The sequence below is a fragment of the Parasphingorhabdus sp. W113 genome, from assembly GCF_055693205.1.
The window spans coordinates 143,222-160,955 of sequence record NZ_CM146328.1 but is presented as its reverse complement, the minus strand read 5'-3'; the positions used below and the strand labels follow the sequence as shown (position 1 = coordinate 160,955).

14 protein-coding genes, 1 pseudogene and 1 riboswitch are annotated in these 17,734 nt (G+C 48.9%); of the genes and pseudogenes, 8 read left to right on the top strand and 7 right to left on the bottom strand.

Annotation, left to right across the window (positions count from 1 at the left end; all coding sequences use genetic code 11):
- Positions 1–11: 11 nt before the first annotated feature.
- The 4 genes and pseudogenes from ACZ1GS_RS00710 to ACZ1GS_RS00695 form a co-directional block, all read right to left on the bottom strand.
- Positions 12–308, bottom strand: a pseudogene (locus tag ACZ1GS_RS00710) (integrase arm-type DNA-binding domain-containing protein); the annotation flags it as partial.
- On the bottom strand, positions 305–1,606 hold the full coding sequence (locus ACZ1GS_RS00705; RefSeq protein WP_472696592.1) for a tyrosine-type recombinase/integrase: 1,302 nt from the start codon (positions 1,604–1,606) through the stop codon (positions 305–307). The gene ACZ1GS_RS00705 and the pseudogene ACZ1GS_RS00710, both read right to left, overlap by 4 nt.
- A 355-nt stretch (positions 1,607–1,961) precedes the next feature.
- Positions 1,962–2,306, bottom strand: coding sequence for a single-stranded DNA-binding protein (locus ACZ1GS_RS00700; RefSeq protein WP_472696591.1), 345 nt, complete (start codon positions 2,304–2,306; stop codon positions 1,962–1,964).
- Between the two features lie 324 nt (positions 2,307–2,630).
- Positions 2,631–3,566: an alpha/beta fold hydrolase gene (locus ACZ1GS_RS00695; RefSeq protein ID WP_472696590.1), complete on the bottom strand. Its 936-nt coding sequence runs from the start codon at positions 3,564–3,566 to the stop codon at positions 2,631–2,633.
- A 680-nt stretch (positions 3,567–4,246) separates the two neighbouring features.
- Here ACZ1GS_RS00695 and ACZ1GS_RS00690 point away from each other — a divergent pair.
- Positions 4,247–4,405: a hypothetical protein gene (locus tag ACZ1GS_RS00690; RefSeq protein WP_472696589.1), complete on the top strand. Its 159-nt coding sequence runs from the start codon at positions 4,247–4,249 to the stop codon at positions 4,403–4,405.
- Positions 4,406–4,808: 403 nt separating this feature from the next.
- Here the strand turns inward: ACZ1GS_RS00690 and ACZ1GS_RS00685 are convergent, their stop codons facing one another.
- Together ACZ1GS_RS00685 and ACZ1GS_RS00680 are read right to left on the bottom strand one after the other, a co-directional pair.
- Positions 4,809–5,945, bottom strand: a complete 1,137-nt coding sequence (locus ACZ1GS_RS00685; protein WP_472696588.1) for a FecR family protein — start codon at positions 5,943–5,945, stop codon at positions 4,809–4,811.
- Entirely contained in the window at positions 5,942–6,478 is a 537-nt protein-coding gene (locus ACZ1GS_RS00680) for an RNA polymerase sigma factor (RefSeq protein WP_472696587.1), read from the bottom strand. The genes ACZ1GS_RS00685 and ACZ1GS_RS00680 overlap by 4 nt, the downstream gene beginning before the upstream one ends.
- Positions 6,479–6,733: 255 nt before the next feature.
- Between ACZ1GS_RS00680 and ACZ1GS_RS00675 the strand changes: the two genes are divergently transcribed.
- From ACZ1GS_RS00675 to ACZ1GS_RS00655, 5 genes are all read left to right on the top strand, one after another.
- A complete protein-coding gene (locus tag ACZ1GS_RS00675; protein ID WP_472696586.1) occupies positions 6,734–10,351 on the top strand; it encodes a TonB-dependent receptor in 3,618 nt (1,205 codons plus the stop codon).
- A gap of 210 nt (positions 10,352–10,561) precedes the next feature.
- On the top strand, positions 10,562–11,569 hold the full coding sequence (locus ACZ1GS_RS00670) for a metallophosphoesterase (protein WP_472696585.1): 1,008 nt from the start codon (positions 10,562–10,564) through the stop codon (positions 11,567–11,569).
- 71 nt (positions 11,570–11,640) lie between these two features.
- Positions 11,641–11,746, top strand: a riboswitch (SAM-I-IV-variant riboswitch).
- 46 nt (positions 11,747–11,792) lie between these two features.
- A complete protein-coding gene (gene tdh, locus ACZ1GS_RS00665; protein WP_472696584.1) occupies positions 11,793–12,821 on the top strand; it encodes an L-threonine 3-dehydrogenase in 1,029 nt (342 codons plus the stop codon).
- Positions 12,822–12,824: 3 nt separating this feature from the next.
- Positions 12,825–14,012, top strand: a complete 1,188-nt coding sequence (locus tag ACZ1GS_RS00660) for a glycine C-acetyltransferase (protein ID WP_472696583.1) — start codon at positions 12,825–12,827, stop codon at positions 14,010–14,012.
- Positions 14,013–14,556: 544 nt separating this feature from the next.
- A complete protein-coding gene (locus ACZ1GS_RS00655; protein WP_472696582.1) occupies positions 14,557–14,748 on the top strand; it encodes an aldehyde dehydrogenase family protein in 192 nt (63 codons plus the stop codon).
- A gap of 32 nt (positions 14,749–14,780) precedes the next feature.
- Here the strand turns inward: ACZ1GS_RS00655 and ACZ1GS_RS00650 are convergent, their stop codons facing one another.
- On the bottom strand, positions 14,781–15,746 hold the full coding sequence (locus tag ACZ1GS_RS00650) for an alpha/beta fold hydrolase (RefSeq protein WP_472696581.1): 966 nt from the start codon (positions 15,744–15,746) through the stop codon (positions 14,781–14,783).
- Between the two features lie 16 nt (positions 15,747–15,762).
- Here ACZ1GS_RS00650 and ACZ1GS_RS00645 point away from each other — a divergent pair, with 16 nt between their 5' ends.
- Together ACZ1GS_RS00645 and ACZ1GS_RS00640 are read left to right on the top strand one after the other, a co-directional pair.
- On the top strand, positions 15,763–16,590 hold the full coding sequence (locus tag ACZ1GS_RS00645; RefSeq protein ID WP_472696580.1) for an alpha/beta fold hydrolase: 828 nt from the start codon (positions 15,763–15,765) through the stop codon (positions 16,588–16,590).
- Between the two features lie 192 nt (positions 16,591–16,782).
- On the top strand, positions 16,783–17,709 hold the full coding sequence (locus ACZ1GS_RS00640; RefSeq protein ID WP_472696579.1) for a Crp/Fnr family transcriptional regulator: 927 nt from the start codon (positions 16,783–16,785) through the stop codon (positions 17,707–17,709).
- The last annotated feature ends 25 nt before the right edge of the window (positions 17,710–17,734 follow it).

The window sequence follows — 17,734 nt, the reverse complement described above, 5'->3', positions numbered from 1 at the left end:
GCTTTGGTTTCGGCGGGATTTTCTCCGGCATGCGCTCGGAGCAGGATGCGCTTGGCAACATCAATGGCTTCGGCCTTGGTCAGGATGCTTGCGTTGCCAAGCGTAACCAGACGCTGCTTTCCCGCCATTGTTGTTTGCAGGACATAGACCTTTTTGCCTGATCCATGATATCTTATGCCAAATCCGGGCAAGGTCAATGACCAGACGGTGCGGCGCGGTCGCCCTAGCCTGTTGCCCCCTTTGAATTTGACAATACCAATGGCGGCAAGTTCTTCCGAGACGATACGGGCAAGGCTATGGGCGGTCATTGGTTTACTCCCATCGCAGAAGCAATTGACGAACAAACCCGCGAGGCAGATTCCTGAACAGTCTCGTCGGCAAGATGGGCATAGCGCGCTGTCGTTTCGGGCAAAGCGTGTCCAAGCAGTTTGCCAATTACCAATAGCGAGATACCGTCCCTGATCGCCAGTGAAGCAAAGCTGTGGCGCAGATCGTGAAGCCGAACATCGGGAATGGCGGCATGATGCCTGATCTTGTCCCAGGCTAAACTCATTCCAACCGGCTTTGCCGGTTTGATCCGGCTGGGAAATATCAGACCGCTGTCGCGTTTGTTTGGCAGCGCCTCCAAAATACTCTGCGCCTGTTTGTTGAGATAGATGGTCTTTGCGCCGGTCTTACTGTCTGGCAACATCAATCGCGGCGGTTTGACATATTCCCATCTCAGCGACTGGATTTCCCCAAACCGCGCGCCTGTGAGCATTAATAGCCGGATGATGCCGACCTGTTCGGGATAGCGCTTCTGATATTTATCCAGCGCCATTCCCAGTCGGCGATATTCTGTTGGTGAAAGATAACGCTCCATCAGCTTTGTCTTGTAGCGCGGTGTTCCCCGGCACGGATTGGAGTCAGCACGGCGATATCCCAATTGCTCGGCATATTTCATCATCACCGACATGACAGGAATGGCGCGGTTGAAAGCAACGGGCCGATCCGACAAGCCATCACGGAAATGGGCAATGTCCGTCTTGCGGATTGCATCAACCGTCATGTCACCGAAATACGGGATCAGTTGCAGCTTCAAACTGCTTCGACTGCGCTTTGCTGTGGACGGTTTCCAGTGACGTGAATAGTCGGCCCAGAACTCCTCAACATAATCACGGAACAAGGGTGCGCATTTGACCTGCTCATTGGGCCTCGTTGGCAGTCCCTCTAGCTGAACCCCAGAAAGGATGCGCCGAGCCTCGCGTCTCGCCTCCTTGATAGCCATTGCCGGAACGCTGCCCAAGGTCACTGTCCGTCTGATCTTGCGCTGCCGGTAGCTGACTATCCACGTCTTGTGACCGCTCTTTCGAAATCGCAGACCAAATCCGGGATAGAGAGTGTCCCAAACTACCCGCTCGCTGCCATCACCCCTCCGCCTTGCTGTGTGGCCGGTTAGTTTTATGCGCTCGACTTGCGAGTCGTTCTGGGATGATTTTGAGGTAGTATTTAGTGCCTCAATAGAGGTCGTATTGGTGACCTTATGGTCTGTTTCAGCATGGCGAACTGCATCGCCATTGCTAGATTTAACATCAACTAAATCAAAAACTTGCTTTCTTTTCTGCAACTCCGTTGCGTACGGTGTGCACTTTGTTGTTCCCTATTCGGACATGTTATGATCTTAACGATCTTGGTCACGAAAAGAACTCATTTCTCCCCGTTACCGGCGGACTTCATAGCCGATCCGGCGTCTGATGGATAGGATTTTTGAAAGAGGTTTGTTCTCATCAAAAGGTGATCTGGTAACAAATAGCCATCTTGTTCATGCAAACTGCGGCGCGGTTTGACGGTGGAAGACAGGATGGAAAAATGCCGTTTTGAATATCCGAAACGACCGTTTTTCATTGTAGCCTAATTAGACAAAAGAAAAGGCCCGGTAGCGGATGCTACCGAGCCTTGGAAAATTGCAATGTCAGTTGCGTTTAGTCAGCAGATTTTGCTTTCGCCTTGGAAAGAAAATCAACCTGCTCGGCGATGATTTCGCAGCCGTAACGAGTAACGTCTTTATCGTCTGTCCACTTGGTATAATGGATACGTCCTGAGACCATTATCATGGCACCTTTTGTGACATGTTCGGCAACGCATTTTCCGATGCCGTTGAAGCAGGTGATGCGGTGCCATTCGGTATCTTGCTGACGTTCACCTTCGCTATCCTTGTAGGACCGGGTTGTTGCCAAGGAAATGTTGGTAATCGTTGCATCTGATTTGGTTTCCCGAACTTCTGGATCGTTGCCTACGAAGCCGACGAGTGTGACTGTGTTTTTCATGGATTGTGCCTTTCGAAGCTATTTTGTTCGTCCAAGGGACCATCCCTTTGACTAAGCCCCGAAAGGTCCGGTTGGAGTCTGGATTGCACCGAATTACAATGAGGGAAACCCCGCATGAAGGGGTGGTGCGGGCAGCATTGCACAGCAATGCAACACGGCCCTGAAGATGCGCGGGTTGCTGTCCAGAAACCATCCGGATAGGGGCGCGTTTTAGTCATGGAATGGGATGTGCTTTTGGACGTTCGATCAGATTCTTAAGGTAACGAAACACAATACAATTCTAGTCGCGATTTGACGTTCAAGGTTTGATGCCAAACGACCGCTTCAGTCGCAAAAGTGGACGATGCACATAGGAAGGTTGTTGGTCTGCAAGCAACCCAATTTCAGTCTTTCGTTTTTTTGACTATTAATGTCTGCAATGCGCCCCAGTTTCAGACGTTCCGATGGTATCCGCTTTATCCTGAAAGCGGACGCTAGCTCCGATGTTTTGGTGCCGCCATTATCTGATTTCTCTTTTTTTAGAAAATCTCTGGACAGCTTTGCATATTTTTCAGGAAACAGGTCAAAGCCGCCTAAAGTTATTTCTGGAATATGAACCAGCGTCGAATCGGAAATATATTTGCGGGCTGTTTCCGTTTCTTTTTTCAGGCTGCCATTAATGGTAATGAGCAATACAGGTTGCGCAACCTTCTGGAGTTGTTTTTCCGTCTCATAAGTAAAAACCGCGTGATAGGCCTGCCAGCAGTGAGGATAGCATTGGACGGAATCGTTGAAATGCTCTTGCCCGCGCTCCAGACTCAGTCCGGCAGGCGCAGCGATATTTGAGAACTCCCATTTTTTCGACAGATGCGAGCCATCGGCTTCCACCGGGTCCGGCTTTACATTTTCCTCATATTCCTTTTGCCTATCCTCTCCGGCAAAGAAGGGAAACCCGGGTAAAACCAATCGGCGCACTGTGTCTGGACGGGTTGCAGCTAGCTCAACGGCTATCAATCCTCCAGTATGATAACCAAGAAGATCAATCGGTTCCTTGCCAAAACCCATCGCATCAATTGCTGCCCCAGCAGACGCCGCGTAATCGTTGATCGATGGCAGTTCCGTGGGCCTGTCAGAATCCCCATATCCCGGTGTGTCTATCGCCACCACAATTCGGTCCCGTGCCATTAGCCGCATATATTTGACAAAATAATCCCCGGAATAAGGCGTTGGGTGAAACAATATCAACGGTGGCTGGTTGGTTTGCACTGTCGGTTTTGCCATCCGAACATGGACCTGGCCAAATGGGCCTGACACGAAATCACGTGTGTTTATGATATCGGATTGCACCGGACTATCGTGAATTATCTGAGATTGAGCTGCCGAACAAGAAGCCAGACAGATCAGCGTTAGAAACGAAAATTTATGAAGTAGTGATGGGCGCACAAAATATCCTCTCAAGTTCGGCATTTCATTTTATAGGCCGCAAATGCAGATCACAGACGCTGTCTGAGCGGCTGTTGAACTGAATCTAACACCTATGGCAGTGATTTTGGAAGGTCTAGAATATTTTGTCCGGACAAAATATTCTGGATTATCTCGACTGTTGAAAAGCAACTCAATGCAGCCCGTCGTATAAATTCAAAATAAATCCAATCGTCAATGCCAAATGAAGGTTGACTGCTAGCCGCATCAACTAACTCATGCGTCCGCTTTTTGCGCCCAAAGCGGACGCTAAAGTACATCGCTTTCCGAAAGTGCTAGCGCATCTTCAACTTCGACACCTAGATATTTAACAGTGCTATAGATTTTGGAATGACCTAGAAGCAGTTGCACGGCTCTTCGATTTCCAATCTCCCGATAGATCAGCGTTGCGTTAGTCCGCCTCAATGAATGAATAGCACAAGCTCAGCTTGGAAGACTTATTGATCTAAACCAGTTCGCTGCAATTCTGGAATATTGCCGTGTTGAAAGATGATTTGACCTATCTATTTGCGATGGAAACAGCCAATCATAGGGAGATAAATTGGGGTGAGAACAACAAAGTTCGAGGCCGTTTCGTGTGTGTTTTAGAATTTAAAACGGACAGCGTTTCTGGTTCTTCGTTAAATGATTTTGACTAGGCTTTGGAACTCATCGCCAGTGCGAACATCGCTAACTTTCAAACCTACAAGGTCACACCCTCGAAGTTTGCTATCAATTGCAAGATTGAAAAGAGCCAGACTGCGTTTTCGGTTTGCCAATTTCAATTGAACTCTGATGGCCCAAAAGTCTTGTTGTTTCAGCGGTGCTTTTGGTAGAGTTTTTGAATGTCCTTAGTATGGTTTTGCATTTTTGATCTCCTCATCGAGAAGGTCAAAGCCCGCAGGCAATAACAAATCGTTATCTAACGTCCGTTTTAGACGCAAAAGAAAAGCTTGCCCGTCTGTCTTACGCGAATGTTCACTAGCTATGGATAGATGATCCCATTTGGTGTTTGCGCTCAGATGGTCGACAATATGGGTCACTATCTAAACGTAGAAGAGTTTAGCGCCCGTCTATCGACCTCAGCATAATTTCATTTGGTCCAGTTTTTTGTACTGAAACATCCCCTGTGAGTTTCAGGAATTCAACAAATGACTCCGGATCATCCGCATCAAAGACACCCGAGAATTTCGTGTTAGCCAGCTTCGCATCCGTTATCTTTATCTTCAGCGCATTGTAGCGGCCGAACTCACCGACGATTGATTGCAGTTTGTCACCTTCAAATGAAAGCTGTCGACTGCGCCACGATGTAGCAGCGGCAACATTTGCTACGGGCGCAAATACCGGGTTTTGTAAAACGCCCAGATTGATCTCTTGGCCCGTGGTAAGCAGTATTCGGCCATCGTCCAACCGCGATGGTGTTACAGCGCCGCTGATTTGCTCGGTTGTAGATCCGGGTACTGCTTTGCTTTCTTGATCAGCTTCAACGGCAACCTTGCCCTCAACAACAACAACTTTTGCACCGGCCTCTGTCACACGCACATTGAATTTTGTGCCTATAGCTTCTGCGACTGTCCCATTGGCCAAAACCTGAAATGGCCGATCAGGATCGTGCTCCACCTCAAACATGGCTTCGCCTCGCAGCAGGTTTACCACGCGCAATTCCTTGGTGAAATCCACCTCGATCTGAGACAATGTATTTACATGCACAATGGATCCGTCGGGCAACGCAATAGACCTCTGTTCGCCCAAAGCGGTTGCATATAGCCCTGCCTGTTCGGTTTCGCTTGCGGGCGCGATACTAGCCGAATTGTTGAACCATAACGTGCCAACCAGCAGTAAACATGCCACAGCTGAAATCATCCCGTAGAGCATTGGCTTGCGTCGATGATTTCGACTGGCAAAGATTTCGTCATTGTCATTCAATGCCGGACTTTTCGAATGTCGATTTAGCGGGATGGCATCAGGTGCGATATTCTCCAGCAACTCTTCAACCGACAGGCGTTTCCAGGATTTGATATCATCCATTCCTGTAAACAGGGAGGCAGCAAGCAGGAACTCATCAATATGAAGTGGCGATTTTTTGAGCCACAGCGCAAGCGCCTCGCTATCGGCAACGGAAAAATCACCAGCATCAATAGATATCGCCCAATCGGCAGCTTCTTCAGCTATTTTCGGATTTTCAAGTGCAGTCTTCATGATTCCAGTTCCATCCACAAAGTGCGGCATCGCAAAAGCGCACGTTTGAGATATTTGTGTACGGTGTGATGAGAGATGTTCAGTTTTTCGGCTATTTCACGATGCGAATAGCCATCTCGTTTTCTGAGCAACAACACCGCTTGATAAAGCGGTGGCAATTGATCGAGTATTTTTGCGAGCTCGGCGATTTCAGCTCTTTGGTCAATTTGGTCAGCGAAGGTTGCGCCGTCTTTCTCTTCAATCGTTTCGCCGACAGCGTCGATATCGACGGTAAAGGGCTGTTTGTTTTTCTTTTGCAAAAATTCATTTGCCAGATTTGATGCAATACGAAAAAGGTAGGCATCGGGTTCGCGGATTAAATCCGGTTCGGCGACGCGGCACAAACGGAAATAGGCTTCTTGCGCGAGATCCTGAGCATCAATGTCATTGCCCAGCCTTACGGCCAAAAAGCGCTTCAACTTCGGCGCGTATTCTGTGAAGCTGCTAGTGAGACGTGGATCAGGCGTGGAACTTGGTGCTGATTTCTTGATCATCTATCCCCCTCCCGTCTAACATCAAAATACTCATTCAGGCACTGCGCGATGCCTGGCAACTTTTTGCCACTCCTACAGTAGAGTGCAATCGAACAGAGAATTGGGTACTAATAATCACTTCTTTTTCGCATTGTAATGCTAACATGGCATTTCACCGTAACAAAATGTCTTTGGAATCAAAAAGTTTAAAATAATTTTGAAAATTCGTACCCATTTTACGGAACCGTACCGCTCCTTGGTGGTAGGCGTCATTCAATGAGAAAGATGCGCCGGATCATGAGGGGGTATCAAACGATGTATCAGACAAGAAAACAATCACAGGCCACATCCGGAGCCAAAAAAGTGAAAGCTGCACTGCTCGGAGTTTCAAGTTTGATCGCAATCAACGTGGCCTTCGTCGCCGGCGCACAGCAGGCAATTGCGGCGGCTAACGAAAACAGAATCCAGATCAGTATTCCGGCCCAATCGATGGAATCCGCCCTCAACAGTTTTGCAAAACAGGTCGGGAAACAGATTGTATTTTACTCTGATGATGCAAAAAGTCTGCGCGCTGGCCCCATTTCCGGCTCATTAACGGAACGCGAGGCGCTGAATAGGATATTGCGACAATCGGGACTTGAATATTTGTACGTTAATGACCGGACGATAGGCATTCGTCGCAAGCCTGGTCTTGTTGGTTTGACGAAGACGAGTTTTCAGGCGCAGAGTTCTAGTACTGCAAATCAAGGGTCGCCAGGCCGGGTTCAAAATTCGGATGGAACGATTGTTGTGACGGGGCGAAAGCTCGATCAAGTCACTGCAATTGCGAAAAAGAAGGAAGCAAAGCAAATCATCGACACGATCACAGCGGAACAGTCCAGCCGTCTGCCGGACAATAATGTGGTTGAATCCCTGGGCCGAATTCCAGGCGTTTCTTTCCAACGTGATTCCAATACCGGTGATGGTACGAATATCTCGATCCGAGGCCTTGATTCCGCGTTGAACAATATTCAATTTGACGGCATTAATGCTGGCACTTCGGGCAATGATGGTACCCGGCGTGTAGGCCTGGAGGGGATCAGTGCCGATGATATTGCTGAACTTCGTGTGGCAAAATCGCTCCTGCCCCAAGACGAAGGCGAAGGTATCGGTGGCGCCGTCAATATTATTACAAAAACTGCACTAGAACGGGGCAAAGACCGGTTTACTTTTGGCGTGGAAGGGCGTGCTTATGATTTTAACAGTCGCGAAGGTTTCCAAGTCAACGCAGGGTTTACAAAAATCTTCAGTGACGATTTTGGCATAAATCTCTCAGCTTCATTCCGCCGTCGTGAAACGCTGAACTACAGAATAAACTCTTCCGACCTTGAACCATTTCAGTTTTCGCAGGTTAGATCGATAGACGGGCAGGTCATCACAGCCGCAGACCTTATCGCCCTCAACAACGCGCAAAACGCGGCAGATCTTGCTGGAGGGGACACTACCCCTGATGATGACTATCTGGATGCAGGCACGCTTTTGAACGATCTGCTTCCCGGCCAATATTCAACCAATGACTTGGCGTTTCAAAGACAGTCCTATTCGGTCAATGATCAGACTCGAGACACGTTCAACATTTCAGGCAGCCTCGATTGGCAAGTATCGCCAAGCACGAAATTGACACTGGGCGGTAGATTCAATCGTGAGACACGTGATCAGGATATTCATAAATTTGATTTCTCAGCCGAGGATGAAGATTTTTCACTGCGGCCGGACGGTATGTTGCGGACTGATTACTTGTCTTCGATAACAGGTTTTCGTTTGCAAATTGCCGATCGTGAACGGACAAGTGCAAGCGTTTATCTCCGCGGAAAATCAGATTTTGGCCGTTTAAGACTGGACTATCTGGCAAGCTATTCGACAGAAGAAAACAAATCTCCTGATTCAGAGGTCGAGTTCAGACAGAACAATACCATCAGGAACATATTCCGGGGTAGGGATGCGTCTGTACCCGTTACCTCTGCCCAACAGTTTGCACCGTTCACTTTTGCCAGCAGGTATATCCCATCCCCAAATCTTGGTGTTTTGACCATACCCGGGTTCCAACAAGCTCTGGGAGATGTGAACAACAGTTATAAATCTCAACTGTTTGATATCCAGCAGGTAGATGACAATAATAACGACCGTTACGCATTTCGGTTTGATGGCGAGTACGATTTAGAACTTGGGAGTTTCCGAACCGTAAAATTCGGTGCCAAATATGAACGTTCCGACACGACGACCAACTCCCGACGGTTTACATTTGGTGATGGCAGGGTCGGACGAGATGGAACATTCAGCCCGGTCAATAACTCCGTGGACGATGATGTGGCATTCGGAGACTATGATCTGTTAAATACGAACGAATTTGTTTCGTTGGCCAAGATTGGCGATCCGCTTGCAGGTTACCCCATAACAGGTATTCCGCGCATCAATCCCGATGGCTTCAGAAGCATCGTATCCAACTTTAACAATACGGTTGATGATCGGGCACCCAGTAATTTTACGATCCGAGATCTGCGTGAAGAAATTTGGGCTGGCTATGCTCAGGCAGAATTCGAATCGGACAAGTTCCTGTTGGTTGGTGGTGTACGTGTCGAACATTACAAGGGTCGCTATGACACCACGCAACGGATCGAGACGGCACGGATCGTTTTAGATAATCGGGGAGCGCCTCTTAACGGCGTCAGAACATTTATTCCGCTATTGAACGAAGGTAGTCTTAGTGACCAACTTGCGCCGGTCAATACTGGAAACACTGATACGCAAATTCTACCGCGGCTGAATGCGCGATACGAGATTACCGACAACCTCTTTTTGAGAGGCGGCTTTGGCTATTCTCTGGCCCGGCCTTCACTACGCCAATTGAGCCAGGCGGGAGAGATTGATTTTGATATCAACATTGATGATGCGCCAACGTTGCTGAATGCGACATCAGTGGCTGACATTGTAGCTGCAGGAGGGCTTCCAGTCGGTAACATCAGAGTGTCCAGTTCAACCGACCTTGATATTGAACAGGGCAATCCGAACCTGAAACCGGCCCGATCGCGTAATATTGATTTGAGCCTCGAGTGGTATCCGCAACCTGGCACGTCGATCTCTGTTGGGCTTTTCCACAAACGGATTAATAACTTCATTTTCATCAACAATGAACCAGTGGGTACATTTGATGCAGATATTGCTCTGACTACACTGACGGATCAATTTAGCCCAGATACCGTGGCGCTGTTCGCACCATTTGGTGGGCTTTCAGCATTTCTTACCGGGCCTGGGGCGGATCTTATCGACGTATCGCTTCTACAACCACAAAACGGCGGTACTGCGACGATTAAAGGAATTGAATTTGGAGTGAACCATCAGTTTGACTGGGCAACCGGCTTCCTGAAGGATTTCGGATTTAATGGCAATATTACACTTACCGACAGTAATGCACAGCTTCCCGTGGGACGGTACGATTCCTTTACCGACCTGAATGTTTTACTTGGAGATGCGCAATTTCTTGAAGATTTGCCTATGCGCAGGGTTCCGTTTTTCAACTCACCAAAAATTACTGGGAATGCGTTGCTCTATTACGATGCCCATGGCCTCGATATCGGCATATCATACAGCTACCAATCCTCCTCTTTTAATGAACTGGATGAGTTTGGGTTGAACCAGTTTGATGACTCATATGGGCAATTCGACTTTTCGATATCCTATGAATTACCGAAAAAGATTTTTGGTGGTGAGTTCAAAGTCTATCTTGAAATCCCCGATTTTACGGATGGAGGTTCAAAACCAACCGCTGTTCAGACCATTGGCAGGGGAACCAACTTATACGATCTTGCAGCCTTTAATGGTCGCGAATATCGTTTTGGTATCAGGGGGAAATTCTAGAATAGCTGCCCGTCTTTGGCGTTGGAGATTTGGTGATGAGTGATTTGCCAATGGCTACTTTAGAATTTTTGGAACGGAGAGGTCAGCTGACCTCTCCGTTTTCGATTCTAAATTGCACCATGTCCCACTATCAGTGTAATTGAAAACATGATGCCTTTTTGTAAATTTTCATTCTTGATGACTGCACTCGGATTGCTCTTGGCTGGTTGCATGACAGCTTCCGCCACTGGCCAAACATCGAGTGCAAAAGCTGAGACTTTACCGCCCATTGTCGCTATCGGTGACATGCATGGCGACTACAATGCCTATGAAAGTCTGATGCGTGAAGCGGGCCTGATTGACACTGATGGCAATTGGAGTGGTGGTGACACCATTTTTGTGCAAACCGGAGATATTCCGGATCGTGGGCCAGATACGCGAAAAATTATCGAGAGCCTGCAACGTCTTGAGAGACAAGCCCCGAAGGCGGGCGGTCAAGTTATTCCAATGGTCGGCAATCACGAAGCGATGAACGTGTATCGCGATCTGCGCTATGTGCATCCTGGAGAATACAAGGCTTTTGCGGGGAAAAGGTCTGGGAAATTGAGGCATAATTACTATTCCGCCAATCGCGCCGATATTGAAGCTAAATATAGAGTAACGAACCCTGAACTGACGTCCGATGAAATCAAGGCAAATTGGGAACGGGCTACGCCGCTTGGCAAACTGGAACATGGTGCTGCCTGGCATCCGTCTGGTACTATCGGCAAATGGGTTGCTGGAAACCAGGTCGTTGCCAAGATACGCGGTTATCTGTTCGCGCATGGTGGTTATAGTCAGGAATTCAACTGCTTTTCATTGGATGATATGAACAAAGCGGCGGGAGCAGCATTGCGAACGCAGGATCGATCTCGCGATTCAATCCTGCGGCACGAACTGGGGCCGCTCTGGTATCGAGGCAATGTTCGCGGACGAGAGAATGATCCCGAATTTGATCCCGACAAGGAAATCGATCAAGTGCTGCAAACTTATGGTGCGACGCACATCATTGTCGGGCACACGCGCAATGAAAAGGGCATACGCGTTAGCCGCAGCGGTCGGCTGTTGCAGATCGATACAGGAGCATCAACCCATTATGGCGGTGTGCCATCTTTCCTGCGGATCGAAAACGGCGAATTTTTTGCTCATACGCTCAAAGGATTTAAAAAACTGAAAGTCGCCGCAATCAAAGCGGAATAGGAATGAGGTTATGCCAATTTTGCATTTGCCAATCGGCGGAGAACTGGCAATGATAGCTGAGGAAGCATAAGCTTCTGCATTAAGAGATGAGCCTATGGCTCACGCCAACCTGCCAGACCGGCAAGGTGGTGGTCCCTAATCGGACGATGCGGCCAAATGGCAACCGGTCCTTCACTGGTAGCTTCAGCCCTATCGCTTCCGATGCGAGAAAAAGGAGTTTGAAGTGAAAGCACTGGTCAAAGCAAAATCGGAACCAGGACTGTGGATGCAGGATGTTCCAGAACCCGAAACCGGGATCAATGATGTTCTGATCAAGGTGAAGCGCACCGCGATTTGCGGGACTGATATGCATATCTACAAATGGGATGACTGGGCGCAGAAAACCATTCCAGTTCCCATGACGGTTGGCCATGAATTTGTTGGAGAGATCGTCAAAATCGGCGACAATGTTCGCGGCTATGAATTGGGTCAGATTGTCTCCGGCGAGGGACATGTTGTATGCGGTCGCTGCCGTAACTGTATGGCGGGACGCCGTCATATGTGTGCCGATGCCGATGGCATAGGCGTCAATCGCCCCGGCGCCTTTGCTGATTATCTCGCACTACCTTCTGCTAATCTGTGGCTCCACAACGATGGAATCGATTTGGATGTCGCATCGCTGTTTGATCCATTTGGCAACGCCGTCCACACAGCCCTGCAATTTGATGTGTTGGGCGAAGATGTCTTGGTGGTCGGGGCTGGCCCGATCGGCATGATGGCCGCCGCGGTTTGTCGTCATGCTGGTGCGCGTCATGTTGTGATAACCGATGTTAATGAGAACCGGCTGAAAATGGCGCGAAAACTGGGCGTCACCCGGGCAGTCAATGTGACGCGGGAAACCATTGAAGACGTTCAGGAACAACTTGGCATGAGCGAAGGATTTGACATAGGCTTGGAAATGTCGGGCAATGAGGCAGGGTTTTCCTCGCTGATCGACAATATGTGCCATGGCGGAAAGGTCGCAATATTGGGGCTGCCGGAAGCCGGCATGGCAATTGACTGGTACAAGGTAATTTTCAATATGCTCACGCTGAAGGGTGTTTATGGCCGAGAGATATTTGAGACCTGGTACAAAATGTCAGTATTTATAGAGAGTGGCCTCGACATTTCTCCGCTGATCACGCACCGCCTCCCCTACACAGATTTTGAAACTGGTTTTCAGGCAATGTTGTCCGGCGAAGCGTGCAAAGTTGTGCTGAATTGGGAGAACTAGATAATGTACGGGAATTTTCAGCAGCATTTGCAGGGCGAACTCGACCAGATCAAAGCGGACAGCCTTTACAAGGATGAACGGTTGATCACCTCTCCTCAGGGTGCATCGGTTGATTTGAAAGATCGCAAGGTGATAAACCTGTGCGCCAATAATTACCTAGGCCTTGCCCAGGATGTTGGTGTCAATGCCGCCGCCAAAAAAGGTCTGGATGACTGGGGTTATGGCATGGCCTCGGTTCGTTTCATTTGCGGCACCCAAAGCCAGCACAAAGAGCTGGAGAACCGGCTTTCAGCTTTTGTTGGAATGGAAGACACTATCCTCTACCCATCCTGCTTCGATGCCAATGGCGGTTTGTTTGAGACATTATTGGGCCAGGAAGACGCGGTCATCTCTGACGAACTGAACCATGCCAGCATCATTGACGGAATCCGGCTCAGCAAAGCCAAACGATTCCGGTACAAGAATAACGACATGGCTGATCTTGAAACACAATTGCAGTCTGCAAAAGATCAGGGCGCGCGCTTTAAAATGATCACAACTGACGGTGTGTTTTCCATGGACGGCACAATCGCGCAGCTTGATAAGATATGTGACCTCGCCGAAAAATATGATGCACTGGTCCATTTTGATGACTGTCACGCAACTGGCTTTGTCGGCGTCAGGGGGCGCGGCACACATGAGTATCGCGACTGTATGGATCGCGTCGATATTACCACCGGAACATTGGGCAAAGCCCTTGGTGGCGCGAGCGGTGGCTATACCAGCGCAAAGCGCGAAATTGTCGAATTGCTGCGCCAGCGCTCCCGGCCTTATCTGTTTTCCAACACCGTCGCTCCGCCCGTCGTTAGCGGCGCGATTGCGGCCCTGGATGCCATTGAGCGATCACCCGAACGCTTGGAAGATCTAAATCAAAAAACCGCATATTTTCGAAAAGCGATGGCAAAGCTTGGCTTTGATTTATTGCCCGGTGGACACGCCATTGTTCCCGTAATGTTATATGACGCCAAAATCGCGAAGACCTTTGCCGATGAAATGCTGCAAGAGGGCGTTTATGTCATCGCTTTTTCTTACCCAGTGGTGCCCAAGGAAAAAGCCCGGATCAGAACGCAAATATCAGCCGGATTGTCATATTCCGAAATTGATGAAGCTATCGCGGCATTTGCAACAGTGAAGGTGAAACTGTCAATCTGACCTGTGGATGATGGCTGGCTGAGCTGATCTACAAGGGCCGCACATAGAAATGGCTTACGATTTTGAAGGTCTTCGAACACCCAATACCTTTCCACCTTTCAAGATCACAGGTAATACTTGGGATGATCGAATGGCAATGACGCTCTCGAGAGGATTCAAACCTCTGCCGTCTGCCTTCTGCCTTCTGCCTTCGGAGATCACTTGTATGTGGTCTATTCGTAACAATATCAACGACTTAAGTATCCTTGGCGATCATAGGTAATCAAGGGCAGCAGGCAAAAGCTTGGATGTACAGAACCTCCCTGTGAATTGCGAGTGAGTTTGTGACCGCTTTGTCCTGAAAGCATGCGCAATTGTCGGAACTGATTACGAGTCGAGTTCTCGTTAGATTGCTGTTTTTCATCAGCAACTTAAGGGATAAGAAGATGGGATTTTGTATGGGACTGGATGTGGCGCAGCATTCTGTTACGCTTTGTGTGATAGATGGTGACGGAGAGATTGTAATGGAAAGGGCGCTGGCCTGTGAAGTCGATGCAACCACCAATTGCCTGGGAGGTCTGGATTATCGGGTAGAGCGAATAGCTTTAAGGCCGGCATTGTTGGCATTAACTCGCATGGGCTCGTCAACCCGCGCGCGCCATTTGGGGGCGTAATGCAATCTGGCCTGGGTCTTGAATTCGGGCAAGAAGGCCTCGAATCTTTCCTCGAGACAAAATTGATTACGACCTGTTGTTAGCCTTTGTCGTTTTTCCAGATACATGCGCAGAACTATTCCAGAAAAGCTGTAATGGCAGCAGCGCGTGACGCATCATCTTTGATAGTCACATGTTCTGCATTGCTGAGCGTTTGCCGCGCGAGCGCCATTCCTGGGCTAAGATGAATGTCCTCATTGCCCATGCATAATGTGGGAATAGTGACGAGCGGCAACCGCTTGACAAGATCATGATTGAAAACCGCCTGATAGGGCAAATGGTACGTTTCCAGCGAATTGAGCACATCCATAACCAGCCCGTGCAATATATCGGGATCAAATGTGCCGCCGCTGCGCAAATGCTCTGCATCCCTTTTATAATAGGGATAGAAAATCATCTGATCGCGAATAAATTGCCAGGCCCAATGAAATTGCGCACCGGTCGCATCGGGTGATTGTGGCGGGGCGTAATGGGCTTTATACTCTTGCCTCTCGTCATCTGAAAAATGGGCCAAGCCCTCGATAATCAACCTGTTCACGCGAGCCGGATTGCGGATTGCCCATTCGATGGCAATATGTGCGCCGGTATGCGTTCCGTAGAGATTGACGGTTTCGAGATCTAAGGCATCGGCCATCCGATCCATAGCGCCTGCATAATATTCCACATCGGGGCTCTCGGTTGCGGGGGGCGGAGAGTTGCCATTGCCCAAGGTATCGGGCGCGATAATATGATGATCTTCTGCCAATGATCCGATCAAAGGTTCCAGCGATTTGGAAGATGACGGCGAGGCGTGCAGGAAAACGAGAGACACGTCCCGTTTATCCTGCCCGCCTGTTCGGACATGCAACTGGCCTTCGTCTATCGAAACAAAATCGCGCTTGATCATATATGCCCTCTTTTTTTGCCAACATCCGGCCAAAATATGCTTTACATGATCCTGCGGTATCTCACCTAAGTAACCTGTAAGATACAGTTTGATCGATATAGAGATAGTTTGTGAAACACTAAGCCGGTGTGTAACTTCATTCAAACTCCAGAACATGTGAAAAGGCCAGGCTATGCATAAAAAAACCGGCAGCTTTGGAAAAAATATTCCCGTGCGGGCCTATGGGGCGTCAGAATACGGACAGCTGCACTACCGGATTGCCAAGCCGGAACAGGCAGATCAGACGCCGCTGATGTGCCTTCATATGAGCCCTAGCTCAAGCCGGATTTATACCAGATTATTAAGCCATCTTGGCGAGGACCGTATCGGCATTGCTCCCGATACGCCCGGTTTTGGTGAATCCGACCCGCCGCCTGCACCCCTTGAGATAGAAGATTTCGCACGCACCAATTTCGCTTTGCTTGATCAGCTTGGTATCTCGGAACCCATTGATATAATGGGATATCACACAGGTTCTATGACGGCCTGTGAAATGGCACATCAGCAGCCTTCTCGCATTCGGCGGATCATTCTCGTATCAACCCCTATCTTGACTGAGAGCGAGATTGAACAATTCAAGAATGCCGACCTGTCACAAGAGCTCCACGCCGATGGCCGTCATCTCTTGAACAGATGGAATATGCTGGTTCAGTGGAGCGACAAACGCCAAACGTTGGAGAGTATAACGGAGCATTTTGCTGAACAAATCAGAGCCGGAGAAAAATATTCTTGGGGTGTAGATGCTGCTTTCAACTATAATCTGACCCAGGTGCTGTCAGAGCTTACCCAACCTGTTCTTTTGCTCAATCCGGAAGATGACCTACGTGAACAAACCAACCGCGCTGCCCCCCTGATGCGAAATGGACGCACACATGATCTGCCCATTTGTAATCATGGTTTTCTCGACGTTGTCACCGAAGATGTTGCTGCCATTCTGAAGGATTTTCTCGACGGGAATTAGGATGAAAGTTCAACATTGCATGGCCGCTGCCATCAAAAACATTTTCACAATGATATAGGATCGTCCATTCACAGACTGCATATCATCTAACGTCGTCGATTTCCGAAACACTATCCAATTTCCCCTTCCAGCAGAGGAATATTGCCGCAGACGATATTGGCAAATACGTCGGGAAATACTCGGAATCGTTAAGTGTCGCGGACAGTTTGGTGCGACAGCACCCAGATTTCTCGTCCCGGCCAACTATCGAAGCCTTCTGGTCTTCTGAGACTATTGTCTTGGGAGGCGTGGAAACAGGATAGGGTCGCGCAGCTCATAGAATCGAGGCTTGCCTTTGAAAAGACACGCGCGGATATTGCGCTGAAGAATGGCGGAGTGGTAAACGTGAACGGCAATTTGGAAAATGGTAGAGGCGCGCTGGCGACCATTGCGGCGAATCATATTCCTGAACTTACGGATTTATTTGCTCAAGGCGAGTTGCGTTGTTTCAGACAAGGGGAAACACTTTTCTCTGAAGGACAGGTTATTACCCATATTGTTGATTTGGTCTCCGGCACTGCGTCGGTTTCGCGCAACGGTAAAAACGGGCGGCGACAAATATTGGCTTTCATGGGCGCCAGACAAATAATAGGCGGTGCGTCGACTGCACTCTATCCCAATTCTGTGGTTGCTCTCACAGAAGTTGAAGCGATAGCTTATCCAAAATCCGTACTGGAAAGAGCCGTCGCGATTGCTCCAGAATTTGCCAAGCATTTCCAGACATTATTGGTGAATATAATTGAATCTCGGGACGACCATATTTACACGATCGGGCAGCGTACAGCCAATGAACGTGTTGCATCGTTTTTACTGCATCTGCGAACCAATCAGGCCCGCTTTTCCGCTGGGGCTCCGCGGGGTCAGAGCAATATCATTGACCTTCCCATGACCCGAGTTGATATTTCTGACTATCTGGGCTTGAGTGTGGAAACGATAAGCCGCGCCTTTTCGTGGCTCAAGCGGCGGGGGATGATCGATTTCTCTGACTCAACACATTGCGAGATAACCGACCTGCCAGGGATACAGGAATTTGGCGGGCGAGATGATTTTACCCAGCATAGGGGCAGTGCCAAAATGTAATTCGGTGGAACTCTAGAGAGATTGA

What these genes read in the sequence shown, in the direction of transcription:
- ACZ1GS_RS00670 (WP_472696585.1), top strand. Translation starts at nt 10,562, where the DNA reads ATGACAGCTTCCGCCACTGGCCAAACATCGAGTGCAAAAGCTGAGACT.
- ACZ1GS_RS00645 (WP_472696580.1), top strand. Translation starts at nt 15,763, where the DNA reads ATGCATAAAAAAACCGGCAGCTTTGGAAAAAATATTCCCGTGCGGGCC.
- ACZ1GS_RS00650 (WP_472696581.1), bottom strand. Translation starts at nt 15,746, where the DNA reads ATGTTCTGGAGTTTGAATGAAGTTACACACCGGCTTAGTGTTTCACAA.
- ACZ1GS_RS00685 (WP_472696588.1), bottom strand. Translation starts at nt 5,945, where the DNA reads ATGAAGACTGCACTTGAAAATCCGAAAATAGCTGAAGAAGCTGCCGAT.
- ACZ1GS_RS00695 (WP_472696590.1), bottom strand. Translation starts at nt 3,566, where the DNA reads ATGGCAAAACCGACAGTGCAAACCAACCAGCCACCGTTGATATTGTTT.
- ACZ1GS_RS00660 (WP_472696583.1), top strand. Translation starts at nt 12,825, where the DNA reads ATGTACGGGAATTTTCAGCAGCATTTGCAGGGCGAACTCGACCAGATC.
- ACZ1GS_RS00680 (WP_472696587.1), bottom strand. Translation starts at nt 6,478, where the DNA reads ATGATCAAGAAATCAGCACCAAGTTCCACGCCTGATCCACGTCTCACT.
- ACZ1GS_RS00700 (WP_472696591.1), bottom strand. Translation starts at nt 2,306, where the DNA reads ATGAAAAACACAGTCACACTCGTCGGCTTCGTAGGCAACGATCCAGAA.
- ACZ1GS_RS00675 (WP_472696586.1), top strand. Translation starts at nt 6,734, where the DNA reads ATGAGAAAGATGCGCCGGATCATGAGGGGGTATCAAACGATGTATCAG.